The 24,453-nt window shown below is 54.7% G+C and carries 23 protein-coding genes; 6 read left to right on the top strand and 17 right to left on the bottom strand.

The genetic code is table 11. The features are described from left to right. Positions 1-15: 15 nt before the first annotated feature. From NSQ80_RS02615 to NSQ80_RS02590, 6 genes are all read right to left on the bottom strand, one after another. The gene (locus NSQ80_RS02615) at positions 16-906 is read right to left on the bottom strand and encodes a glycoside hydrolase family 43 protein (RefSeq protein WP_339301247.1); all 891 of its coding nucleotides are present in this window, start codon (positions 904-906) and stop codon (positions 16-18) included. 46 nt (positions 907-952) lie between these two features. After that, entirely contained in the window at positions 953-1,792 is an 840-nt protein-coding gene (locus NSQ80_RS02610) for a carbohydrate ABC transporter permease (RefSeq protein ID WP_036644429.1), read from the bottom strand. Between the two features lie 5 nt (positions 1,793-1,797). Next, positions 1,798-2,715: a sugar ABC transporter permease gene (locus tag NSQ80_RS02605; RefSeq protein WP_036644557.1), complete on the bottom strand. Its 918-nt coding sequence runs from the start codon at positions 2,713-2,715 to the stop codon at positions 1,798-1,800. 116 nt (positions 2,716-2,831) lie between these two features. Next, the gene (locus NSQ80_RS02600) at positions 2,832-4,187 is read right to left on the bottom strand and encodes a sugar ABC transporter substrate-binding protein (protein WP_339301245.1); all 1,356 of its coding nucleotides are present in this window, start codon (positions 4,185-4,187) and stop codon (positions 2,832-2,834) included. Positions 4,188-4,290: 103 nt separating this feature from the next. After that, positions 4,291-5,877, bottom strand: coding sequence for a response regulator (locus tag NSQ80_RS02595; RefSeq protein ID WP_339301243.1), 1,587 nt, complete (start codon positions 5,875-5,877; stop codon positions 4,291-4,293). After that, positions 5,870-7,669, bottom strand: coding sequence for a histidine kinase (locus NSQ80_RS02590; protein WP_339301241.1), 1,800 nt, complete (start codon positions 7,667-7,669; stop codon positions 5,870-5,872). Before NSQ80_RS02590 ends, NSQ80_RS02595 begins: the two co-directional genes overlap by 8 nt. A 315-nt stretch (positions 7,670-7,984) precedes the next feature. On the opposite strand from NSQ80_RS02590, the gene NSQ80_RS02585 reads away from it, so the two are divergent. Further along, positions 7,985-8,209, top strand: a complete 225-nt coding sequence (locus NSQ80_RS02585) for a PspC domain-containing protein (RefSeq protein ID WP_260070484.1) — start codon at positions 7,985-7,987, stop codon at positions 8,207-8,209. Between the two features lie 46 nt (positions 8,210-8,255). Then, entirely contained in the window at positions 8,256-8,930 is a 675-nt protein-coding gene (locus NSQ80_RS02580; protein WP_009223954.1) for a PspA/IM30 family protein, read from the top strand. A 104-nt stretch (positions 8,931-9,034) separates the two neighbouring features. Here the strand turns inward: NSQ80_RS02580 and NSQ80_RS02575 are convergent, their stop codons facing one another. The 10 genes from NSQ80_RS02575 to NSQ80_RS02530 form a co-directional block, all read right to left on the bottom strand. Continuing rightward, entirely contained in the window at positions 9,035-9,973 is a 939-nt protein-coding gene (locus NSQ80_RS02575; protein WP_260070485.1) for an SPFH domain-containing protein, read from the bottom strand. Next, on the bottom strand, positions 9,973-10,407 hold the full coding sequence (locus NSQ80_RS02570) for an NfeD family protein (RefSeq protein ID WP_028539829.1): 435 nt from the start codon (positions 10,405-10,407) through the stop codon (positions 9,973-9,975). The genes NSQ80_RS02575 and NSQ80_RS02570 overlap by 1 nt, the downstream gene beginning before the upstream one ends. A 149-nt stretch (positions 10,408-10,556) precedes the next feature. Then, the gene (locus tag NSQ80_RS02565) at positions 10,557-11,261 is read right to left on the bottom strand and encodes a hypothetical protein (RefSeq protein WP_323078881.1); all 705 of its coding nucleotides are present in this window, start codon (positions 11,259-11,261) and stop codon (positions 10,557-10,559) included. After that, positions 11,258-11,803: a hypothetical protein gene (locus NSQ80_RS02560; RefSeq protein ID WP_323078880.1), complete on the bottom strand. Its 546-nt coding sequence runs from the start codon at positions 11,801-11,803 to the stop codon at positions 11,258-11,260. Before NSQ80_RS02560 ends, NSQ80_RS02565 begins: the two co-directional genes overlap by 4 nt. Next, the gene (pilM, locus tag NSQ80_RS02555; RefSeq protein WP_009223949.1) at positions 11,800-12,759 is read right to left on the bottom strand and encodes a pilus assembly protein PilM; all 960 of its coding nucleotides are present in this window, start codon (positions 12,757-12,759) and stop codon (positions 11,800-11,802) included. The genes NSQ80_RS02560 and pilM overlap by 4 nt, the downstream gene beginning before the upstream one ends. Then, on the bottom strand, positions 12,726-13,403 hold the full coding sequence (locus tag NSQ80_RS02550; RefSeq protein WP_051417100.1) for an A24 family peptidase: 678 nt from the start codon (positions 13,401-13,403) through the stop codon (positions 12,726-12,728). Before NSQ80_RS02550 ends, pilM begins: the two co-directional genes overlap by 34 nt. 17 nt (positions 13,404-13,420) lie before the next feature. Further along, complete coding sequence (locus tag NSQ80_RS02545) at positions 13,421-13,870, bottom strand: prepilin-type N-terminal cleavage/methylation domain-containing protein (RefSeq protein WP_009223947.1); 450 nt, start codon at positions 13,868-13,870, stop codon at positions 13,421-13,423. Positions 13,871-13,921: 51 nt separating this feature from the next. Further along, positions 13,922-15,130: a type II secretion system F family protein gene (locus tag NSQ80_RS02540; RefSeq protein ID WP_036644415.1), complete on the bottom strand. Its 1,209-nt coding sequence runs from the start codon at positions 15,128-15,130 to the stop codon at positions 13,922-13,924. Between the two features lie 52 nt (positions 15,131-15,182). After that, positions 15,183-16,244 carry a type IV pilus twitching motility protein PilT gene (locus NSQ80_RS02535; protein ID WP_009223945.1) on the bottom strand — a complete coding sequence of 354 codons (1,062 nt, stop codon included), beginning with the start codon at positions 16,242-16,244 and terminating at the stop codon, positions 15,183-15,185. Continuing rightward, entirely contained in the window at positions 16,241-17,920 is a 1,680-nt protein-coding gene (locus NSQ80_RS02530; RefSeq protein ID WP_339301236.1) for an ATPase, T2SS/T4P/T4SS family, read from the bottom strand. Before NSQ80_RS02530 ends, NSQ80_RS02535 begins: the two co-directional genes overlap by 4 nt. Before the next feature lie 247 nt (positions 17,921-18,167). On the opposite strand from NSQ80_RS02530, the gene NSQ80_RS02525 reads away from it, so the two are divergent. The 3 genes from NSQ80_RS02525 to NSQ80_RS02515 are packed head-to-tail and all read left to right on the top strand — an operon-like array spanning position 18,168 to position 20,412. Next, positions 18,168-18,650, top strand: a complete 483-nt coding sequence (locus NSQ80_RS02525; RefSeq protein WP_339301234.1) for a type II secretion system protein — start codon at positions 18,168-18,170, stop codon at positions 18,648-18,650. Beyond that, positions 18,647-19,132 carry a prepilin-type N-terminal cleavage/methylation domain-containing protein gene (locus NSQ80_RS02520; protein ID WP_028539822.1) on the top strand — a complete coding sequence of 162 codons (486 nt, stop codon included), beginning with the start codon at positions 18,647-18,649 and terminating at the stop codon, positions 19,130-19,132. Before NSQ80_RS02525 ends, NSQ80_RS02520 begins: the two co-directional genes overlap by 4 nt. A gap of 11 nt (positions 19,133-19,143) precedes the next feature. Beyond that, a complete protein-coding gene (locus NSQ80_RS02515) occupies positions 19,144-20,412 on the top strand; it encodes a hypothetical protein (protein ID WP_339301231.1) in 1,269 nt (422 codons plus the stop codon). A gap of 240 nt (positions 20,413-20,652) precedes the next feature. Here the strand turns inward: NSQ80_RS02515 and NSQ80_RS02510 are convergent, their stop codons facing one another. Beyond that, on the bottom strand, positions 20,653-22,044 hold the full coding sequence (locus NSQ80_RS02510; RefSeq protein WP_009223940.1) for an L-cystine transporter: 1,392 nt from the start codon (positions 22,042-22,044) through the stop codon (positions 20,653-20,655). 479 nt (positions 22,045-22,523) lie between these two features. Here NSQ80_RS02510 and NSQ80_RS02505 point away from each other — a divergent pair, with 479 nt between their 5' ends. Continuing rightward, the gene (locus NSQ80_RS02505; protein ID WP_260070495.1) at positions 22,524-24,278 is read left to right on the top strand and encodes an alpha-amylase family glycosyl hydrolase; all 1,755 of its coding nucleotides are present in this window, start codon (positions 22,524-22,526) and stop codon (positions 24,276-24,278) included. The last annotated feature ends 175 nt before the right edge of the window (positions 24,279-24,453 follow it).

The following is a 24,453-nucleotide window of genomic DNA, read 5'->3' as shown; positions in this document are numbered from 1 at the left end:
TCTGTCCCACCTCACCTATCTCTGCACTTCTTTCGGATGCGCGTATAATCGCCCGTCCTGCTCCGTCACCGGGATGAAGATCGGACGTTCATTGGGGCTGTCGTTTGGCGTATGAATCGCCAGTCGCAGCTCGCCCACGAACGTGCGGAACACCATCCCGTGGCCGCCATCCCGTTTATACAACGGCTCTGTGTCCTGCACCCACGGGCCGGTAATGTCTCCACCAGCTTGGCGAGCGCAGCCGATCGTGTAGCCGCCGTCGCTAAAGCTGGACCAGAGCAGCAGCAGCTCGCCGTTATCAGCGCGGTACAGGAAGGGGCCGTCCGTGACGTAATTGGCCCCGCCGCGAATCCCTTCGGCCCATGGTGCCTCCGAAGCCCGGAACAATAGCATAGGCTCAGACACCGCCCGGTCCAGCTCGCGGCTTAGACGCACCGCGCAAATCTCCCCATCCTGCACCTGCACCCATTCATGGCAGAATACCATCCAGGGCTCGCCCTGCGGGTCGACGTAAAACGTCCCGTCCAAGCACTCCCAATCGCGCGGCGTCAACGGCCCGTCCCCAAGCGGCTGGAACGGGCCCAGCGGGCTGTCCGCCACCAGCGTTTGCGTGCCCCGGCAGCGACCGTCTGCCTTGAAGGTGGCGAACATGTAGTAGCGCCCCTGCCACTCATGCACCTCCGGCGCCCAGTAGTTGAAGTCCGACCAGAAATCCGGCTCCGGGCGGAACGCCGGGTAAGGACCTTCCCATGCCGCCAAATCCGTGCTCACGTAAACGTCAAACCCGCGCGGTTTGCCCTTCCAGCACGTCTCTCCGATCGTGCCGTACATATAATATTTGCCTTCCGCCGGCATCGGCAGGAGGAACGGATCCCGAATATGGATGTCCGATAACGCCAAGGTCATAACCAATCCCTCCTAGAAGTCGTGTACAGTTCACCGTCCTGTCAGCTTACTTCAGCCCCGTCGTCGAGATTCCTTCGACGATATAACGCTGGAAGATCAGGAAGATCACGATGACCGGCGCAACCGCCACCGTCGACATCGCCATCAACGAGCCCCAGTTCGACGTGCTGGTGGAGTCAATTAACGAGCGCAAACCGATCATTACCGTAAACAGCTTAGGACTGTTCAGGTAAATCATTTGCCCAAAGAAGTCGTCCCACGTCCAGTAGAACGTAAAGATCGACGTTGTAATCACCGCCGGTACGCACAGCGGCATAATGATCCGCAAGTATATCTGCCAAGGTCCACAGCCGTCGATCCGGGCGCTTTCGTCCAATTCCATCGGTAACCCGCGAATAAACTGCACCATCAGCAGCACGAAAAACGCATCCAATGCAAAAAATTTCGGCACAACGAGCGGAAGAAACGTATTCACCCATCCAAACGTGTGGAACAGAATATATTGTGGGATGAGCGTCACTTGAAACGGCAGCATCAACGTCATCAGCATCATGCTGAACCAAAATTTCTGACCGGCAAAATTCAAACGCGCAAAGGCAAAGGCCGCCAGCGAGCAGGAGATCACGTTACCGATCACCGCCAGCGCCGCGATAATAAAGGAATTAATCAGGAAATGCCCAAACGAATAACCTTGAATCCCCCGCCAGCCGTTAACGTAATTGGAGAACGTGAAGGAATCCGGCCACAATCCCATGTCCGAGAAGATTTCCGCGTTTGGCTTGAACGAGCTGCTGATCATCCACAACACCGGATAAATCATGATCGTCCCGATCACGATCACCACCACGTGTCTCCACAGTTTGCTTAAGCTTAGCCTCAACACCATCTCTCTCAGCCCCTTTCGTCCTTGCCGTCGCCGTAATAAACCCAATACTTGGAGGAAGCGAACACGATCGCCGTAAAAATACCGATAATCACAAGCATCACCCAAGCCATAGCCGAGGCGTAACCCATATTAAAGTAAGAGAACCCCTTCAAATACAGGTACAGCGAGTAGAACATCGTCGAGTCGATCGGCCCGCCATGACCGTCCCCGATAATGTACCCGGAGGTAAACACCTGGAACGAGCTGATCATGTTCATCACCAGGTTAAACAGGATAACCGGCGACAACAGCGGCAGCGTGATCCGCAGAAACTGACGCGTCCGGCTGATGCCGTCCACCGCCGCAGCCTCGTAAATTTCCCCCGGGATCTGCTTCAGTCCCGCCAGGAAAATCACCATCGACGAGCCAAATTGCCAAACCGACAGCGCGACGATGGAATAAATAATGTAGCTCGGATTCGCCACCCAATCGGGGGCATCAATATGAAAAATCCCGAGGAACCGGTTAAACAACCCGTCACCGGAGAAGATTTTTTTCCAAACCACCGCAATCGCCACGCTCCCCCCTAACAACGAAGGGATGTAATAGACGGTCCGATATAGGCCAAGCAGCCGTAACCCTTTATTCAAAATAATCGCGACCGCCAGTGCGAACACCAACCGCAGAGGAACGGAGAGGAACACGTATTGAAATGTCAGCTTCAACGAATGGGTAAACGTGGCATCTCCCGTAAACATCTCCGTAAAATTCTGAAGCCCAATCCAAGCGGGCGCTTTCAACATGTTATAGTTCGTAAAGGACAAATACAGCGAAGCCAGAATCGGCCCAATCGCCATGCAAAAAAATCCAATCAACCAGGGCAGCAGAAACAAATAACCCGTCAAGTTCCGTTTCAGGGATCGACGTCGTTTTGGCTTTACCATCGTTTGGGTTGCCACACCTGTCACCGAATCCATAAGTAAACACCTCCGTAACCATCATTCCTTGGGTTCAGAAAAAGGGGAACCCAACGGATCCCCTCTTTCGTGTGACAGGCCGGTTAATTTGTCGTTGCACTTAAGTTTGCCTGTAAGATTTTTTGTCCCTGTGCATAAAAATCTTCTGCTGCCTTCGCGATGTCCATCCGTCCGAATGCCACGTTCTGGCTGGCTTTCAGCAGCTCTTGCTTAAACTCGTTGGAGCCCGGAACGTTGTACAACAGGTCGACATCATCCACCGCCACGATATCCAGGTAATCGTATACCACTTTATCCGTTTCGGAAGCCTCCGCCTTCAGTACGGCCCGCATCTCCGAGGAGACTGGCACGCCGCGGTTGTTGCCAAGGATTTTGGCTGCGTCCGGATCGTTCACCCAGAAGTCCATCAGCATCGCTACTTCCTTCGGATGCTTGGTATTGGCATAACCCACGATGTTCTGGCTCGATTGAACGGAGATCATGCTGCCGTTTGGTCCCATCGGAACCGGGATGAGCGTCAGCTTATCCTGGGACATTTTTTGGAAATCAGCAAACTGGTTCGTCGGAATAAACTGCATCGCCACTTGGCCTTTCGTCACCAGGGACATGCTTGTATCGTCCGGATCGGCCGAAATTTGCAGCTCCGGCGTAACGATGCTGCCGGCTTTGCGCATGCCTTCCCAGAGCGTGAACCACTCGGCGACGTCCGCCGCCTCGAAGCCCAGCTTCTTCTCCGGCTCATTGTAGATCATCTTGTCCCGCTGAGTCAGGTATACCCCAAACTGGTCCATCTCGCCGGAATAATCGTAAGAACCGTAAATGTCTTTGCCGGTAGCCGCAATCTGTTCATTGATCTTGACAAAATCATCCCAAGTCCATTCCTTCGTCGGCAGAGGCAGTCCAGCTTTCTCAAACAGCGCCGTATTCGCGAGAATCGCTGTCGAGTTCGCCCCAATCGAGATCCCCCGCAGCTTACCATCAAACGTATTCACGTTGATGAGCTGCGGCGAAATTTTGCTGGTATCGACTTCATTGCCGACGTACGGAGTGATATCCAGCAGTACATCCCGTGTGGCATATTCCAAGATATTGCTCCCTAACGTAAACAGGTCCGGGGCCGTCCCCGATGCCAGCTGCGTATTCAGCTTATCGAAATATCCATCAAAAGGAGAAAACTCGGGGATCACCTTGATGTTCGGGTGTTTCTCCTCGAACTTCTTCAGCATGGCCGTGGTAATGTCAGCCCGGGTTTGGTCCCCCCACCACATGACGCGAAGCTCAACTTGCTCCTCGCTGGCGGCGCCTCCTGCCTCCGACGGCTGGTTCGTATTCCCCGTAGTTACACTCCCGGCATTGTTGTTACCGGAGCCGCACGCCGAGACCAAGATGGCCGTAACAAGAAACAAACTGGCCAACAACATCGCCTTCGTCTTCTTCATCTCTTCCTTCCCCCTTCATGAGAATGGTCTTGCTGATTAAATGGTAGCGCATACAAAAAAGGAGAAGAATCCAATTTCTTTGGGCGTTGGACTTTTACTTTTTTTAGATGTTCTTATCCTTCTGCCGGTACTCGGACGGACTGATGCCAAATACCTTCTTGAATTTCGTGCTGAAGTAGCTGGCATTGGAGAAGCCCGTCAGCTCCGCGATATCGCTTAAGGACAGCGGGGTTTCGTCAAGCAGCTGCACCGCTTTGTTCATGCGTACATCGGTCAGGTACTGGAGAAAGGATTTGCCGGTTTTTGTTTTAAACAGATCGGACAAATAGGACAGGTTATAGTGGTACTGCTCGGCGATTTGCGACAGGTTCAGATCGTTCATGTAATTCAGCTCGATCATTTCCTTCATCGCTTCCACGATGGAGGGCTCCTCCCTCGTGCTGTCCCCCTTCTTCAGCGAAAACAGCGGCTCCGCCAGCTCATACAGGAACCCGCAGGCTTTGGATACGGTGCCGAGCCCCCATACTCGCTCCGGATCCAACCAGATCTCGTCCTTCTCCCGCAGCGCAAGCCCCATGGCATCCGCTGCCGCTTCGATGGCCAAGCAGCATTGGAAAATCAGCTTGATAAACTGCGGGTGCGAGAACGCCAGCGCGGCGGCGAGCTCCTCCTCCACCAGCTTCTCAAACGCTGCCTTGCGGCCGTCGGCCAAATGCCGCTGCAGCAGCTTCAGCTTGTCCTGGGCCGCCAGCTGTGCCGGATCCGCCGGGCCCCGCGTAGGCTCCGCTCCGGCTTGCTGCGTGTACCGGCTCATATACCAGGCCAGCACGGAGGAAAGGTACCCCTCCCGCCATGCCTCCAGACCTTGCACGGGTTCGCCGGCCATCACCAGCGCCTTCTGTTTCAAATAGCTGCGGACAATATCAGCCACTTGGCTGGAGAAGCTTTGCACAGCGGCCGTGTCGCCCGGCACGATGGCAAACAGCAAGTCAGGATGCTTCGCTTCCCGAAAGACCGGGATACCGGGAGCAGAACCGGTTGTACCCGCCAGCTCGCGGCAAAGCAGCTCAAACGGCAAACGCAGGCCGGATTCCTCCGGCGCTTCTTCCGGTGCCGGCGGTAACCCGATCGCCACAAAACGCACCGGTTGCTCCGCCAGTTCATTTAAGCCAAACAACCGAACCCGTTCCGGCCACAGGTGGCTGTTGCCTGGATAAGCTCGGATCACGCTCTGAATAAATTGCTCCTTCATTTCCTCCAGGTAGCGGGACAGCTTCCATTCCGCCAGCTTCCGCTCCGCCTGCGCCGAGCGCTCCCGGTCCAGCTCAGAAGCGACCCTGCCCAAGGCTCCGGCCAGTTCGCTCCGCGTCACCGGCTTGAGCAGCAAGTCACTGGCGCGATTTTTGATCGCCGCATGGGCATACTGAAAATCGTCATATCCCGTCAGCACGATCAGACGAATATCCGGATATTGCCGGGAACAGCTTTCGAGCAGCTCCACCCCGTCCATGATCGGCATGCGCATATCGGTAATGATAATGTCGCAGTCCCCGGTCTGAAGCCACTCCAGCGCCTCCTGACCATTCCCCGCTTCCCCGGCGATCTGGAGGCCCAGCTGCTGCCAATCGATTTTTAGCCTTAGTCCTTGACGAATCTCCCGTTCATCATCAACCAGCAGCACGTTATACATCCGCATTTCCCTCCCCTATCGGCAAACTCAGTGTGATCGTCGTCCCTTCCCCGGGCGCCGATTGAATCGAAAACGCAAAGCCAGCTCCATAATAAAGCGCACACCGGGCCAAAATATTCCGCAAGCCGATCTGTCTCCCGCCGGTGCTTAATACCTGCTCCAGTTGGGAATGCTGGTACTCCTCGTTCAGCTGCCGCACCAAGTCCGGCTCCATGCCAACTCCGTTGTCGGCCACCTGCAAGAGCAGCCGTTGATCCTCCTCCCAAATCCGGATGCGCACAACGGCAACGTCGTTTTTGACCTGACTGTATTTCACGGCATTTTCCACAAGCGGCTGCAAAATAAACTTCACGATATACACCGGACGGTCCGGCACCGCGTTCTCCAGCGTCAAATCCAGCTGTTCCGCAAACCGATGGTGCAGAATCGCAGCGAAAGATTCGGTATACGTCACTTCGTCACGCAACGGGATCAGATCGCTTTTGGCATTCAGCGAGAAGCGCAGCATTTTGCCTAGCGATTCGATAACGTCAACTGCATCATCCGTTCGCCTCTGGATCACCAGACTGCTGAGTAACTCCAACGTGTTAAACAAAAAATGCGGATTAATCTGCATCAGCAGCGCCCGATATTCCGCCTGTTGCCGGCGCAGCTTCAATTCAAACTCGCTTTTCAAATGGGCGCGCAGCCGTACAATCATGTTACGGAACGTGGCCGTCACGAACCCGACCTCATGGTTCACCTGCTGCCGCTCAGGAATACGCTGCTCCGCCTGGGCGAACTCCCCGCGCTGGACAAGCCGCATCGCTGCCACCAAGCCGCCCAGCGGTTTGGTAATGCTGTAGGAAATCCAGACGGCCGCAAGGACAGCGAACACCAACAGTGTCCCGGTCGCCACCAAAATCCCTGATTTCAGATTGATCAGGTTGGCCAGCAGTTCATTTTCCGAGACCGCCCCAACGAGCATCCAATCGTTAAATTGCAGTTTTTTGTAGACATAGATCATGTCCTCGCCCTGAGGTTTGGCATAAAATACGCCTTCCCGCGGCCCCCGCTCCCGGATCTCCCCCAGCTTGTTCAGGACCGGTTCGCTGAAATCTGATAACGGCTGGCCTAACAGCGGTTCACCTTCGCCGCTAAGCAAAAAAATCGTACCATGGGTTCCGAGATGCACCTGGCTGAGCGGGTCCTTGAAGTATTCAGCGCGAACGTTCACCTTCATGATGGCGGTAGCTTGGGAAACGCTGAACGTCCCGATCGGGATCAGGAAGCTGATGACCTCATGCTCCTTCAAACGCACCGGTTCAAACGGATCCACCGCCGCCGGGGCCCAATGCTGCTCAGACTCGTAAAAATTTCGATACCAGTCCGTCTCCAAAAACGACGGGTCCTGCAAGATCCGGTTGTCCAGACCGACATACAGCCCGTCTTTGCGATAAATCGAGGCGGTGGCGATGATGGAATAGTTGTTCACCGTCCGCGTCAAAAATTTGCTGAGCTGGATATTTTTCAGCATCTTCTGCCCTTCGGACTGCGTGGGATCGGAGACGAATTCGCTCCAGTCGTTCGTGATGTCACTGTTATAGATCACTGAGGAGAAATCGTAGATTTGGCCAATCGTGGAGTTGATGAGTGCGGTGTAGGCCGTCATTTTTTCCAATGCCGCCGTTTCGCTGTCAGAGCGCAAGATCGCGCTGGACTTGTTATAGCTGATCAGGAACATGACGCAGAAGGAAATGACCAATAAGACGACAAATACGGCAATCAGCCGATTGCGTAGCGAAAAAAACATCGGCGCCCCTCCCTTATGCACAACACTATAACGAAAACGTCCACTTCCCGCAATAAGCGCTTACATAGGCGTGACGTCAAGCTTTTTTTCATTTCACTTGCCAGAATCCCTCCCGCGCCCAAGCCCCTGCCCCGACTTCCAGACGAGGAACCGGCCCGACCAAGGTCCAGTTCACAAACCGTCCCCAGCCCGTTATGCCCTGCCGCCATTCCCGGTAGAATGAAGACATGAACAACGGATAACACATTCGTTCAATCGAGACTCAGTCCCCATGATCCTATTGACTTAAAAATAAATGAAAGCGAGTGGTTGACCATGAGAAAACTGTATCGTTCGGCAACGGATAAGCAACTGAGCGGCCTGTGCGGCGGGCTCGCCCAATGGCTTGGGGTTGACTCCACGGTCGTGCGGCTGATCGCCGTCGTTGCGGTATTCTTCAGCTTTGGCACCGTCGTAGCCCTGTACCTGATCGCAAGCCTCATCGTTCCCAAGGAACCGATCGGCAGCTACAGCTACGATGATCCGTTTTCCCCGTTTTGATCTGTGAAAGTTCCCAAACTCTATTAACCCTAAAGGAGAGATTCCAATGAGCAGCGTATTTGATCGTATCGCCAATCTGGCCAAGGCTTCCATTCATGAAGTGTTAAACAAACTGGAGGATCCGGTCCTGATGACCGGCCAATACTTACGCAACCTGGAGGACGACATCGCCGCCGCTGAGAAACTGTTGAAGGAGCAGCAAATGACCGCGACCGTTCAGGAGCGAAAAAGCGCAGATATCGCGCATCTGGCCAAGCAAAGTGAAATTCGGGCTTTGACCGCTCTGGAGCAAGGCGATGAAGTGACGGCGCGCCATGCGGCTGCGGAGAAAATCCGTTACGAGGAGCAAGCGCAGCTGTACGCCAAAGAAGCGCAGGAGGCCCGTGACCGCGTCGCTGAGCTGGAGATTCGCATCGCGGAAGGCAAAGCGGAGTTTGCCCGCTTGAAGGAGAAACGTAACGAGCTGGCAGCCCGTGCCCGCAAGGTACAAGTCAAAGCCGAGACCGAACGGCCGAACTTTAGCCGCGGCATCGAAAGCGGCGCAGCCGCGCGGGGCTTCGAGCGCATGGAGGAGAAGATCCTGAGCTGGGAAGCTCAGCAAGAAGTCTCCGCCAGCTACGGGAGAACGGCCGGTGTCGCGGATGCAGGCACAACCCAGTCCGCCGCCGTCAACGAAGAGCTGGAACGTCTGAAGGCGCAATTGTCGAACCGGCATTCCTGAGCCGTTCATATATAGAGGAACCGACCGAGAGAGCGCCGATCGAGTTAAGCATGAAAAAGAGCCCGGCAAGAACAATCTCTTGCCGGGCTTCTTCATTTGAAAGCTTATGATTTGCCGTCCTTGCCAGCTTTGAACACTTCGCCGATCGCGCCGAGGCTTCCCAGCGTTTCGATCGCATTCGATGGGAGAAATACCTTGTTGGCCGGTCCCTTGGCCACTTCCTTCAACGCTTCGAAGGACTGGTACGCCAGGACGGCTTCGGTTAAAGCAGCGTCGCGCAGCATTTCGATCCGCGTCTTTTCGGCGGCGGCAATCGACTCGATCGCTTTTGCTTGACCCAGCGCCTCCAGCTCCTGGGCTTGGCGGAAGCCTTCGGCTTCGCGAATACGCGCTTCCTTGTCGCCTTCCGCTTTCAGAATCTTACTTTGCTTGTCACCTTCCGCACGCAGGATCATATCCTGCTTGGCGGCTTCGGCCTCAAGCACGATGGCCCGTTTGTTCCGCTCGGCCTTCATTTGTTTGTCCATCGCTTCTTGGATATCGACCGGCGGCCGGATGTCGAGGACTTCTACCCGTTCGATCCGCACGCCCCACTTCTCGGTCGCTTCATCAAGCGCCGTCCGGATATCGGTTGAAATCTTCTCCCGACCGGACAACGTTTCGTCCAGTTCCATTTTACCGATGATCTGACGCAGCGTAGCTGTTGTAATGTTACGCACCCCGTACACAAAATCAGAAATGCCGTACGTTGCTTGTTCCGGATTTACAACCTGATAGAAAATAATCGTGTCGATCTGCACCTGTACGTTATCTTTGGTGATGACGGTTTGCGGCGGCACATTCGTCTGTTGAATCCGCAAATCGTGATACGTCCGCACCTGGTCGATGATCGGGATCAGGACGTTCAGACCCGGCGTCAGCAAACGGTTAAATTTACCGAGCCGTTCAACGACACCCACCCGTTGCTGCGGTACGATTTTGACTGTCAGTGAGACAAATACGACAACAACGACCACAATGACCGCAATAATTGCCCATTGCATTAAGTAATTTCCTCCCATCTTTCTACTTCGATAATTGTACTGCTTCGCGCCAGCACCCGAACCTTCTCATCCCTGCCGATCGGGACGGAGGCCTTCGCGCTCCACGAATCTCCCCCAACCTTCACGATGCCGTATTGACCGGGTTCAATCGATTCCACAACGACGCCTTGCTTCCCTACCAGTTCGGTACCGATATCCTTAAATCCTTTTGCTGTGCGAAATTTTCTGGAAAGCGGCTTCGTAAACACCGTCAGGACTACGGCGACCAGACAGCCCAAAGCGACCTGCCAGAAGTAAGCTTCGGGGGCCACCAAAGCTACAACTACCGCAACCAGCGAACCGATGCAGAGCCATAGCAGGTAAAAAGTCATCGTCATCATCTCAAGTACCAATAAGATTCCGGCGACGATGAGCCAAATCGCCCACATTTCCATCCCCCTGTTGCACCACCTTTCAGCATTATAGTTATTTATACGGGAAACATACCAAAAAGTATCAAGGAATCGTTGGAAATAGAAAAAAAAGCACCCCAGCACACCGCCGGAATGCTTAATTCAAACGTAAAGAGCTCTGATTTCCTGAGTTACCGGTACAATGCCAACAGCCGGAACACCGCCGTTTTGCTCTCCACCTCTTCTTCTCTTCCATATTCAAAGGAGTCGACGATATAGAGCCGGTCGGCTTTCTGCAGAGCTACGGCGAAGTTTTTGACTTCCGCCAAGCTCCCCCGGAGCTGAAGCTGCAGCGACATCACGGTGAACCCCGCCGTACTGAGCTCCGCTTCATTTAACAATCCGGAAGCCCCCAATGCAGAAGGAACGCCGTCTGTCGACGATGAACCTGCGGGCAGACTGTTCAAAATGGACACACTTCCGTCCAGAGACAAGGAATTATCTACGGCCGCGGCATCAGCGGAAACCGCAAAGGACCCGCCGCTTTCCGGCCCTTCGAAGACAACCTCCCGAATCTGTACGCCGGAGGACTTGGCCGCTCGTTCCAGGTCTAGCAAAATCCCTTCCCGGTCGGGCTCCTCCGGTACCGCTGCCTCCCGCTTGGCCGTATCGGCCAAAGCGTCCGATGCTGCTGCATCTGCCCGTTTGGCCTCAACAATCGCCTGTGTTTTTTGCAGAAATAATTGTTTGGCTTCGTGGTCGGACGCCAGGTTCGCCGATTTCTCCATCTCCGGCCGGTATCCGAAGAAATAAAACGATCCCGCCGCTAGCAGCACCAGCGCAGCAACCAGCATCCAGCGGGCTCCGGCCGATCCGGAGCGATGTTCCGTATTCATTCGCCGTCACCTGCCTGTTCCGCCGTTCCCGTTCCCGGCTTCAGCTCAAATGTGCCGATATACCCCCGCCCCGGCAGCTCTTTCACCGATTGAATCAGCTCGCCGCTTAGTTCCGGCTGTTTACGCAGCGCGGTGGAATAGGCACTAGCTTCACTTAAGCTGGCGAATCGGCACGTCCAAGTGAGTACGGTCTCTTGAAAGCGTACCGTTTCCAACGTGCCCCCAGCGGGAAGCGGGGCTTCCAGGCTGGTGATGAGCGCCTTCACATCCGGCCGCTGTCCACTTAGCTTCTCGATCAACTCGATGCCCGCCGCTCCGATTCCCGCAGTCCCCAAGCTTTGCAGTTCGCTTTGCAACTCCGCCTGCTGCCGTTCCGTTTCGGCGATTCTCGTAGTTAATTCAGCAGCCGTCTCGTGAACGCCCCAAAAGGCATACCCAAAGTAAGCGCAAAGCCCAAGCCCGGCGAGCAGCAACAAGAGCGGGAGAAGGACTCCAGAGGAAGCCGGACGCGGCTTGGGAGGGAGCAAATTGATATCGATCATCGGCCTTCCGCTCCCTTCATGGCGAGGCCAAGGGCAATCGCATAGCTGCCTTGGTCGGCGATTTCCTGTCCAGCAAAATACGGGGACAAGTCCACTTCGGACACGCTCACCTGATCAAAAGCCGCCGACAGCTGGCGCACGATCTCCGGCTTGTCCGGCGCGGCGCCGGCAATCACGATGCCTTGCACGCGTTCATGCCCTTCATGCAGCGTATACTCATAGAAATTCATGATCCGGGTCACCGAGGAGACGATCTCCCCATACCGCCACGTATTCAGCTTGTCCCCGGACATCGGCTCCAAGGGAAACGTGCGCACGAAATCAGGCAACCCCTGGTGGTAGGTATAGACCTCCGCTTCTTTGGCTTTGAAATTAATCGCCATCACATTGCCGGATTCCCCTAGCAGGCGCTGCTGCCGAAGGATGCGCGACAGCGCAATGGCCGCCAAATCGACCGCTTCCAGACGAAGTCCAGCTTGTTCCAGTGAAGACACCATCTCTTGAATGATCGGACGCGGCACGGCGGCCACAAACGTGAGCAGCGCCTCCCCCTCCTCGCGCTCCTCGATCCAATGGTAGTCAATCACCGGATCCTCAAACGGCAGGCGAATGCTGCCTTCGATCTCCAGTTCGGTCACGCGGCGTTGCTGCCTTTTGCTCACCTTCGGGACCTGGAGCAAGCGGATAAACGATTGGGAGGTGGGCGCCGCTAGACGAACTTTCTTCCCGGCTAGTCCCCGGCGGTTCGCCCAGCGCTTCACCATCTCGGTGAAGCCGGACACGTCGGGAACCCCGTCCTCGTTCAGTTCGGCATCCACCGGCAGCAAGCCGGCCCGTTCTACGATGCCACGTTTGGCGTCAAATTTGACGAAACGGATTCCATCCTCATCGATCGTAATCCCAATGTGGGCCGACCGCCGGTTTAGTAAAAAGGAATGACGTTTTGCAGATACCAATGGATGATCTCCTTTCCATACATGTAAACCACCAGGGTGCCGATTGCCAAAAAGGGACCAAACGCCAGCGTCTGGCCGCGTCTTCTGCGGCCCCACGCCAGCTGCAGCAGTCCGGCGGCCGCGCCGGCTGCGCTGGCCAGAAACAAGGCCAGGAGCACGCCGGGAAAGCCGACGACCCAGCCAAAGACGGTCAGCAGCTTCACGTCGCCCATCCCCATCCCTTTCCCGGAGGTGAGGAGGGCGATCAGCAGCAGCAGACCGCCGCCGCCAAGCGCGCCCAGCGCTTGGCTCCACAACGGCACGCCGCCCGCCAGCGGGGCGGCGACGAGCAGCACGGCGCCGAAGCCTAGGACGGCGCCGTTGGGGATAATATGCGCGGTCAGGTCAGTGACCGCGCACAGCACGGCCAGCGCGCTCAGCAGCAGGCCGAGCGCCCATGCGCCCGATGCACCGAATTGCAGGTGCATCAGCGCGAACAGCGCCGCCGTCCCAAGGGCGGCGGCCGCTTCGCCCGCTGCCGGGCCTGCGGCTTGGCTGCTGCTTGCGCGCAGCAGCCCGCGCTTCGCCACCAGCCGGCGCCCGTACCACGCCAGGACCGGCCCCAGGGCCAGCCCACCGGCAACATTCAGCGCCGTCAGGATCATATTCGCGTCCATCCGCTTCAGTCTGTAGAAGAAGCAAGCTTCTTACCTGCTTTTAATTCAGAGGTTTTAAAACTGACGCTATCACTGCCGATGATCAACGTGACTACAGCATTCTCCGTATTCCAATTGTCCAGATTTACGGAAGTATTGTCGCCTAATGCCGCCCCGGTTTTGGGATCTGTAATTCCGCTCTGGATGTATTTTTCACTAACCAAGTCGGACAGCTTATGCGTCCCTGTAACTTCCCCGTTGTTTTTCGTAATCGATCTCAATCTCGCCGCTTCATACAGCTGGTTTGCCGTTGCTGTTCTGGCATTCTCCTTCGTATCGTTCAACAACCCGGAAATCAAAGGCACCGCGATTGCAGCGATCACCCCGATAATGACGATAACGGCCAGCAACTCGACGAGCGTAATCCCCTTCTCTTCCTTGCGCAATCGTTGAATCCGTTGGATAAGTGCTGTCATAATAATTAACCTCCTAAAATAATTTGCTTCACTTCGTGAGCTCAACCCAATTCAGCTGATACTTTGATAAATACTAAGCATCGGGATCATTACCGAAGCAATGATAAAGCCAACCACGCCAGCCAGCAGCAAAATCATCGCCGGCTCGATCAGCTGCTTCAGCTTGTCCACCGTGTTCTCAACGTCCCGTTCATAAAAATCGGCCACCTTGCCCAGCATCGCATCGATCGAACCGGTCTCCTCACCAACCCGAATCATCTGGGTGACCAGCGGCGGAAACACCCACGACTGGCGCAGCGGCTCTGACAGCGGCCGTCCTTGGCGCAGCGATGCCTGGCATTCCTGCAGCGTCGCTCCGATCACCCTGTTGCCGACGGCCTTCTCTACGATCGCCAAGGCTTGAAGCACCGGCACCGCGCTGGCAAACAACGAAGACAACGTCCGCGTCATCTGGGCGATCGCGCTTTTCCGATTGAGCATCCCGAACACGGGGACTTTGAGCTTGATATAATCCCAAGCATACGCCCCTCGCTCCCACTTCAAGAGCAGGTAGACCACAGCAACCGCCGCCAAAGCGGCCAGCAGCCATACGATCCAATGCTGTTCCACACTGCGGCTGAGGGTAAGCGTAAACCTCGTAATCGCGGGCAAATCACCGCCTAATTCAGCGAACATCGCTTGAAAGCGGGGAATCATAAATTTCAACAGGAAGATAATCACAAACACGGCCATCACGCTGACGATCAGCGGATAGGTCATCGCGGACTTCACTTTCTCCCGCGTGACATGCGCTTTTTCAAAATACACCGCAAGCCGCTCCAGCGTCTCTTCCATGCTGCCTGCCTCTTCCCCTGCGCGAACCATATGTACAAAGATCGACGGAAAAATCCGCGGGTACGCCGCGACCGCCCCGGAGAGCGTATTGCCCTTACGGAGCTCGGCGGTTACTTCAGCCAGCGTCTTCTTCAGCGGTTTGCTTTCCGATTGCTCCGCTAAGATCGCGGTCGCCTCCACGATCGAGATTCCCGCCTTAATCATCGTGGCAAACTGCCGGCAAAACACGACGAACTGCTCGTTCTTCACCGGGCTGCCCAGGTAAAACTCTTTATTCCACACCGTCTCGCGCTGCTCACGCAGACCCGTTACTACGATTTGCTGCCTCTTGAGTTCGGCAAGCGCGGTTGGCCGATCCGGGGCTTGCAGAGCCCCTTTGCATCGCTTCCCCACCACATCCTTGCCCTGATATACGTACTGGGGCATCTTCCATCTGTCCTTCCGCTTCACACATCTGCTGTTTACTTAACCTCGTGAATTAATGAGGGCTTTCCGCTAGGTATGGCCGGGCTGCAGCCTCATCAATGGCCCCTTGCCGCAGCAGCTCACGCAGACTCATCTCCAGCGTGTGCATCCCAAGCTGGGAGCTTGTCTGCATCACGCTTCGAATTTGGTGCACCTTCTCCGTCCGGATCAGGTTGCCGACCGCCGGCGGATTGAGCAGCAATTCCGTCGCGCACACCCGCCCTTTCCCGCTGCGGGACGGAAGCAGCCGCTGCGATAGGATTGCCAGCAACACCGAAGCCAGCTGAATCCGGATCTGCCCCTGCTGGGCCGGTGGAAAAGCATCAATGATCCGATCGATCGTTTGCGGAGCGTCCGCCGTATGTAAGGTGGCAAAGACGAGATGACCGGTTTCGGCCGCCGTGATGGCCGTCCGAATCGTCTCCGGATCGCGCATCTCGCCAACCAAGATGATATCCGGATCTTGACGAAGCGCAGCCCGCAGTCCGTTATCAAAAGACAACGTATCCAGCCCCACCTCCCGCTGATTAATGATCGACTTGTCGTGGCGGTGCAAGTATTCGATCGGATCCTCCAGCGTTACGATATGCTTGCGCTGGGTATGATTAATATGGTCAATCAACGAAGCCAACGTCGTTGATTTGCCGCTTCCCGTCGGGCCGGTAACCAGAAACAACCCTTGCGGCTTCTGCGCCAGCTTCAACAGCACCGGCGGCAAATTTAACGTTTCGAAGGGCGGGATCGAAGGCGAAATGACCCTGGCCGCGATGCTGATCGAGCCCCGCTGCCGGAAGACATTGATGCGAAACCGGGAGAGGCCCGGCACGCCGTAAGAGAAATCCAGCTCCCCGAACTCCGTGAATTTCTTATACTGCGCCGGGCTCATCAGCTCTTGCACGATCTGCTCCAGCATGGACGGCGAGAGCAGCTCTCCGTCCAGGGCGCGAAGCGCTCCATCGATGCGCAGCACCGGAGGCGAATTCACCGTCACGTGCAAATCGGAGGCGCCGGCATCAAACGCCTGCTTCAACAGTCCGTTAAACGTCCCGTCCGTCACGATCGGTCCTTGATTCATCGCTCTCCCTCTTCCACTTCACGGATGATTTCCTGCAAGGTGGTTTGTCCCTCCAGCGCTTTCTGGATCCCGTCGGCAAACAACGGCGTCATCCCTTGCTCCTTCGCCATCCGGCGCAGCTCATGAATTGAGCGGCCTTCCACAATCGCCGTGCGCAGGTCGTCGCTGATCAGCAGCGCTTCATGCACCGCCATCCGGCCACGGTAGCCGGTTTTGCCGCAGGTGCCGCAGCCGTTGCCGCGGTACAGCTTGTCCGTTTGAATGCCGAGACGCTCCAGATAAATCATTTCCTGCCGATCTGGCGTATAGGCCGTTTTGCAGTCCGGGCAGATGCAGCGCACCAGCCTCTGGGCCACGATCCCGATTAGCGACGAGGCGATCAAGTACGGCTCGATCCCCATGTCACGCAGCCGGACGACCGTACTCACCGCATCATTGGTATGTAAAGTCGAAAATACGAGATGCCCGGTTAAAGAAGCACGAATTGCAATCTCCGCCGTTTCCAGATCGCGGATTTCCCCCACCATGATAATGTTGGGATCCTGACGCAGGATGGAGCGCAACCCCCTGGCAAACGTCAATCCGGCAGCCGGATGAACCTGCATTTGGTTCACGCCGTCCAGCGTGTACTCCACCGGATCTTCGACCGTAATGATATTCGTTTCTTCCCGGTTCAAGTGCTGCAGGGCCGAATACAAGGTCGTCGTCTTCCCGCTCCCCGTTGGCCCGGTCAGCAGAACCATGCCGTGCTGCTTCTCAATCATGCGCCGGAACAGGCTTAACGTCTGCTCCGTCATGCCCAGCTTGTCCAAGCCCTTCACGCCTTCGGCAAGGTCGAGCAGCCGCATGACGATTTTTTCTCCATGGACGGTTGGCAGCGACGACAAACGGATATCGATCGTTTGGCCATCCACCAGCATTTTGATCCGGCCATCCTGCGGTAACCGCCGTTCAGCGATGTTCAGGTTGCCGAGAATCTTCAGCCTGGCGATGATGACGCCTTGCATCGACTTCGGAATCGTCCGCTCATTGCGCAGCTGTCCATCAATCCGATAACGGATCGCCAGTTGGGTCTCCATCGGATCGACGTGAATGTCGCTGGCGCCAAGGCGCACCGCCTGCTCAATCATTTGCTGCACCAGCCGGACGACAGGCGAATCCTCACCCTGAATCACCGCATCTTCAACTTCAATTTGAGCGGTGCCGGCCCCAAGATCCTTGAACATTTCATTCATGGAGTCCTGCAGGCCATACAACCGGGCAATGCCCCGCTGCAGCTCGCCCCGCGAAATAATCGCCGGTTCGATCGTAAAGCCGGTGCTCATTCTGAGGTCGTCGATGATAAACAGATCCAAAGGATCGGCCATTGCAACCATGAGTTTACGTCCGTCTACGCGGATCGGAAGCACTTGATACCGTCTGGCCATTTGCTCCGGAATGACCTGGCTTAATTTCGCATCGATTTGAAACCTGGATAGTGTGACATGAGGAATACCCAGCTGAAATTCCAACACCTCGATGAGCTGGTGCTCCGTCAAGACGCCTTGTGCTAACAACACGTCACCAAGCTTTTTTCTTGCGCGCTGCTGTTCCTCCAAAGCGGCTTGCAGCTGCTGCTCCGTGATGATTCCGGATTCCAGCAGAAGTTCACCCAACCTTTTCTTGATCGTGTACATGGTTCACCTCATCCCTGTTGGAGTTTTCATGCGATTTAATTAATAGTTCTATTGTCCTATTTAGAGCAAACAAAAATAGTTCCAGAAAAATAAATCGTAGTAATTTAATACCGATTATATACCTTTCACTAAAACGATGCTATCATTTTTGTAGTAAAATATACCTAGATTACATAGGTCGACAGAACTCTCTATCGATTAACAACACTCTGCATATGTATCCCGTTTTGAAAGCGAGGGGACGGTCATGGAACCTGCCTATAGACAAAAAAAATCACCTCTTCTCCGGGCATTTGCGCGGGAAGACGGTCTGACCTTACTTGAGGTAGCCCTGGCGTTAGTGATTCTCTCCGTCGTCTGCTTAGCTTTGTTATCTTATTTCTCGAACAGTGCATCGCAGAGCAGACTTACGAATCAGCGTTTATCCGCAACCCATCTGGCGAACGCCCGACTGCACGAGGTGCAAGCGATGGGGTTTTCGCAGCTGCAGACTTGGGCTAGCCGATCCCCGGGAACGCTGCCGAATATCACTCGCGGAATCTATTTGCTAGAAACCGAGGTGAGCAGCCATCATTCGGACTATCCTTCCCATCCTGACATTCTGTACATCACCGTAACAGCCTATTGGCAGCCTGACCCATCCCAGGACGCAGGCGAATATAGACACAAAGTCTCGATAACCGGGGCTGTGAAGAAAAACTACGCAATCGCCGGAGGGGGCTCGTCATGAAGCATCGATTGCGGCTGATTCACCGGGAAGACGGAATTACGCTGGTGGAGCTGCTGGCCGCCTTGGCTTTATCCGGATTGCTGGTCGTCCTGGTGTCTACCGTGCTGACCACATCGCTGTTCGCTTTTGGACGGGTTAACCATGAAACCCAGCTTCGGAACGAAGCGATCACGCTCAGTTCAGCCCTTCAGACCAAGCTGAGAAACGCCGTGTCCATTTCGGGCTCGGGCACCTTTACGCAATTTCAAGCGGAAGTGGTCACCGATGCGCTGACGGAAACGACCCAGACGCTCCGCTTTCAGCTTGTCGGGGGACAGCTTCTCCTCAACGGCGAACGTTTCAGCGACGAGAGGTTGGATTTAACCGGCACCACTTTTTCCAAAGGCCCTAACGATCTGTGGGTGAACCTTCAAGTGGCGCTAAAGAATGAGCCCGAGGTCGAGCCAATCTATCTGTTCGTTTCCATCAAACTGATTTCGTGAGGTGCGTGTGGATGACAAAACGAGGACTAGCCACAATCCGCCAAGAGCAAGGTTATGCTTTAATCTCTGTGCTGCTCTTAGTTGCCATGCTGCTCGTGATCGGCACGCTGGTCGTGCAGTCGGTAACGAATTCTCAAGGGATGGTCAACGTCTCCGAAGATATCGTCTCCGCCCAAGCCGACGGCGAAACGAAGCTGCTGATCAAGCTTTCCGATTTGCGGGCGGCCGTGATGGCGCTGAGCGATAGGGACAAAGTGACGTTGGAAGACGTGCAAGCCGCTGCCGCCCCCTATGTAGAGGCTGAGACAGTCACCTTGGACACCGAAAACCAGCGGTACGTTGCCGTTGTCAGAGCCGATGGGGTATCGGACAAAATCACGCAAACCTTCCGGCGAAAGGTGGAGATTACGCTCGCCTTCACTCCTACCGACCCTTCTCCGGGAACCGGAACGGGCGAGTACGCCGTAGTTAGCTTTGGGTCCACGGCTTTGAACGGAACGACGATCAACGGGAATGTCTATTCGGCTGGAGCAGTAGCCAACAATCAGTCCCACATTAACGGTGTCCTTGTATCCCCTACCTTGCCGGGATCGAGTCTAACTCCGCCAAAAAGATTAGATATCACCTCCATCGTGAATCAGCTCGATCAGGACCTGAAGACGACGAAATCGGCCCTTTTTGCAACCCCGGCGACACAACTGGACTTCGAGGTTCGAACTAGCACCCAGTTCACGAAATCAACCGTATTAAATGCGATCAAATTGATGCCCAACGTTGCTTTAAAGGTGGACGGCGACCTCTGGGTAAAAGGCGGGGTTACGATGGAAGCCAATTCGTCTATCGTGGCCAGCGGGATCATTTACATTAGCGGGGATTTGTTAATCAACAACGGAAACAATATGAAATTGCAAGGCAGCTTAATTAAAGTGAACGGAACCACCAACTTTAACAGCGAACCTACGGTGAACATCACCGGCGATTTTTATGGAAGCTCCTTGAATACCAGCGGTACGCTGTTCGCCCAAAACATCTATCTCACAGGAGCCTCCAACATCAATAATTTAAACGGCAGCAATCAATTTGCCTTATTCGCTGCGGGTTCGGTCAATGTGAACAACGGGACTGCCCCCTCGGCCTTAACAGGCCACATCTATACGAACGGTGCGCTTCATATTAACGGGAACAACAAAGTAACCATCAACGGTGCAGCTTCTTCCCCCGCAACTCCCGAGAAACCGTCGGAGATCAAGTTCGAGGAAAAATATTTTGTTATTAACTGAGGGGGACTCACAGGGCCAACGCTATCTCATGACCCTCGTGACCTTCGTGCCCCCCTCTGGCTCCTCTTTCCATGATTATCCCTTTCGTTCAGAAATGGAAGGATTGAGTGAGGTGATCCCCGCCCCCCCCTGATGCAACGGGATAATCATGAGAAGCGTGCGGCTGACATAGGTACCCTACACAGAAAAACCGCCGGGCATACGCCCAGCGGTTTTCGTTTGCATTTCCCATGCGATGTATTAAGCAGTCACAGCGTCCAAGTCCACGTCGCGTTTGAACGCCTCGGTGTCGTTCTCGCCCAGAATCTTGCCGGTGATTACGCCAGCGGTGATCGAATCGTTGACGTTCAGCGCCGTCCGGCCCATATCGATCAGCGGCTCGACGGAGATCAAGAGACCCGCCAAAGCAACCGGCAGGTTCATTGTCGACAGAACGATCAGCGAAGCGAACGTAGCCCCGCCGCCAACGCCGGCAACCCCAAACGAACTGATCGTTACAACCAGGATCAAGGTCAGGATAAAGTCCCAGCTCATCGGGTTGATCCCAACGGTCGGAGCGATCATAACAGCCAGCATTGCTGGGTAAATCCCGGCGCAGCCGTTTTGTCCGATCGTTGCACCAAACGAAGCCGACAAGTTGGCGATTCCTTCTGGAACGCCCAGACGTTTCGTTTGCGTCTCCACGTTCAACGGAATCGTTGCCGCACTCGAACGCGAGGTAAACGCAAATACCAGCGTCGGGAACACTTTACGTACATACTGAATTGGATTGTAGCCAAAGGCGGCCAACAGAATCAGGTGAATGATGAACATCACGATCAGCGCCACATACGAAGCTCCCACGAACTTGATCAGCTTCAAAATCTCTTCGGCGTTGGTCGTAGCAGCGACGTTCGTGATCAACGCCAAAATCCCATAAGGCGTCAAGCGCAGAACCAACGTAACGATCCGCATCACAACGGTGTAAACCGCTTCGACCATTTTGCGGAACGTATCCGCCTGCTCAGGTTTTTTCTTATCGAGTCCAAGTACCGCTACCCCGATAAATGCCGAGAAAATCACGACCGCCAAAGTCGAGGTGCTCCGCGCACCGGTCATATCCGCAAACGGATTGGTAGGAATGAAGTCGAGCACCTGCTGCGGAATTGTCTTATCTTCCACTGTGCCCAGCCGGTCTTCAAGTGCCGCCCCGCGCGCCTGCTCCCGTTCGCCTGCCTCGATTTCAATTGCCTTCAGATCGAAGCTCAAGCTGGTCACGATGCTGACGCTGGCCGCGATCGCCGTCGTAATCAGCAATACCGCGATGATCAGACCGCTCATTTTACCTAAGTTTTGTTTCCCCTTCAAATTCATGATTGCCGAAATAATCGAAACCATGATCAGCGGAATAACAACCATCTGCAGTAGCCCGACGTAACCACGCCCAGCCAGGTTAAACCAGTCGGTTGATTTCGCGATAACCTCAGAGCCGGCGCCGTAGGACACCTGCAGGATCACTCCAAACACGAGCCCAAGCCCCAGTCCGGTAAACACCCGCTTGGTAAAGGATATGTGCTTCTTCTGCATCCAAATCAGAATGCCGATCAGCACGAGCATAACGGCTACATTAATGATAATACGCAAGGTATCCATAACCTGATCTCCCCCTGAATATGTCCTTAAATTCGTGTTCGCACCTTGATAGGCAAACGCCGAGTTGCGAATTACAAATCGTATGATAACACATATACAAGTATTTTGATAGGATTAACTTTCACACAGCTTGTCACTAAATTACAAAGGTTGTCCCTGCTCCACACAGTAAGACTTTGCCTCATCCCCACATCTCAAATTCTAACGTTTGCATACTGATATATTGCATAATTGGGATAAATTAGATTCATTTTTACGGATACCAATCTAAATTTTCATGGTTTTGTTCAATAACAATTATGAGAACAGGCGATTATCTAATTAATATGGAGATAACTAATGATTTCGTCTTAATAATTATGTAATTTACTTATATTAACTGAAATTTCCTTAAATTCTCCTTGTGCAAACGTTTTATTTTTCTTGTTGCTCAGGTATGATGGTGAAATAAAGGTACTTTTGCGAAAGGAAGATGTTCGATGCAAACCCCAAGTCTTCTTCAGCGAACGAAGCTGCGGCGAAATGGAAGCGCTGTCCCGTTGCTTCCCCCGCACCTGCTTCGGATCCTGATCCTGCTCTTGGTGCTGCTGCCGATGCTGCTTGCCGGCTGTACCGATACACCGGGCAGTAAGAGCACCGCCTCGGAACCAAAAGGGAATTCCACCGATACAGCAGCCACAAGCCCGAACCCCCCTGAAGGCGGGAAAGCCGCTGCACCTAATGCGGTGGATTCCCAACCCTCTACGGTTTTTTATGAAATTTTTGTCCGTTCCTTTGCCGACTCGGACGGCGACGGCATTGGGGACTTCAAGGGGCTGATCAGCAAGCTCGACTACTTAAATGATGGGAACCCGGATACGGATACCGACCTGGGGATTGGCGGCATCTGGCTGATGCCGATTAATCCTTCGCCAAGCTATCACGGTTATGACGTCACCAACTACAGGGACATCAATCCGGATTACGGGACGATGGATGACTTCCGCACGTTTTTGAATGAGGCCCATAAGCGCGGGATAAAGGTCATTATGGATCTGGTCGTCAATCATACCAGCAAAGAGCATCCGTGGTTCACCCAATCAGCTGCCGATCCAAACAGCCCGTACCGGGATTGGTACGTTTGGGCCGAGGATCAAGGCCGTGCTGTGTCCGGCACCAGTGCCGCCGGAAGCGGCAACCCTTGGCATAGCCTGAACGGCGGCCATTACCTCGGAATCTTCTGGGACGGGATGCCGGATCTCAACCTCGATAACCCGGAAGTACGGAAAGAAATGATCGAGATCGGACAATTCTGGCTGGAGCAAGGCGTGGATGGGTTCCGCCTGGATGCAGCGAAGCATATCTACGAGGATTTGCTGACCGACAAGAGCCAAGAAACCACGAACAAAAATGTGGCTTGGTGGCAGGAGTTCCGCAGTGGGCTCAACGAAGTCAAGCCGGACGCCTATCTCGTTGGCGAGATCTGGGATCCTTCCGCAGCGCTGATCTCCTCCTATCTGGACAAAGCCTTGGATTCCGGGTTTAACTTTGGCCTGGCCGAAACGATCCTCAGCAGCGTCAAGAACGAAAAGGACGCGAACATCCCTTTTACGCTGGAGCGTACGTATAAGCTGTACAGCGAAAAATCCGGCGGCAACTTCGTCGACGCTACGTTCTTGACCAACCATGACCAGAACCGGGTCATGACCCAGCTGGAGGGAGATGTGCCGCACGCGAAGATGGCCGCGAGCCTGCTGCTCACGCTTCCCGGCAATCCGTACATCTATTACGGCGAGGAAATTGGCATGTTTGGGGCGAAGCCTGACGAGCTGATTCGCGAGCCGATGCGTTGGACGCCGGACGACAGCGAAGGCCAAACGACCTGGGAGCCCGCCAAAAACAATGCCGGCATCAAGGGCCTCAGCGTAAGCGAGCAAACCGGCGACTCCGCCTCCCTGCTGTCGCATTATCGCCAGTTGATCCGGATGCGCAACGATATTCCGGCGCTAAGGGACGGAGCAATCCAGGAATATACAACGGATCAGCCGGGAATCACCGCGTTTGTTCGCTTGACAGAAGACCAGGCGGTGCTCGTCGCTCACAACTTAACCGGTCAAGAGCTCACGGTCTCCTTGGATCCGAATCAAGCAGACGGCAAGAGCTTCACCAAGCTGTTGGCGGAAACAGGCGAAGGCGCCAGCCTCAGCGGCAATACGCTGACGCTGCCTGCGTATTCAACAGCGGTATTAGAATAGTAAAAGGCCCTGCCAGCTAACAAACAGCTGCAGGGCCTTTTTAAATGTAACGGACTGTATGGACGTTATTTGCTCATTTTTCGCATATTTCAAAAACTAATGGACTCCAGTGACGTTATTCGGGCTAAAACTAGCGTTTGGAGCTATCCAAGCAGCAAATAGCGGCTCCTGGGTC

This window comes from Paenibacillus sp. FSL K6-2441 (assembly GCF_037964765.1).
Lineage (GTDB): Bacteria > Bacillota > Bacilli > Paenibacillales > Paenibacillaceae > Fontibacillus > Fontibacillus phoenicis.
This window is presented reverse-complemented; position numbering and strand designations above follow the sequence as displayed.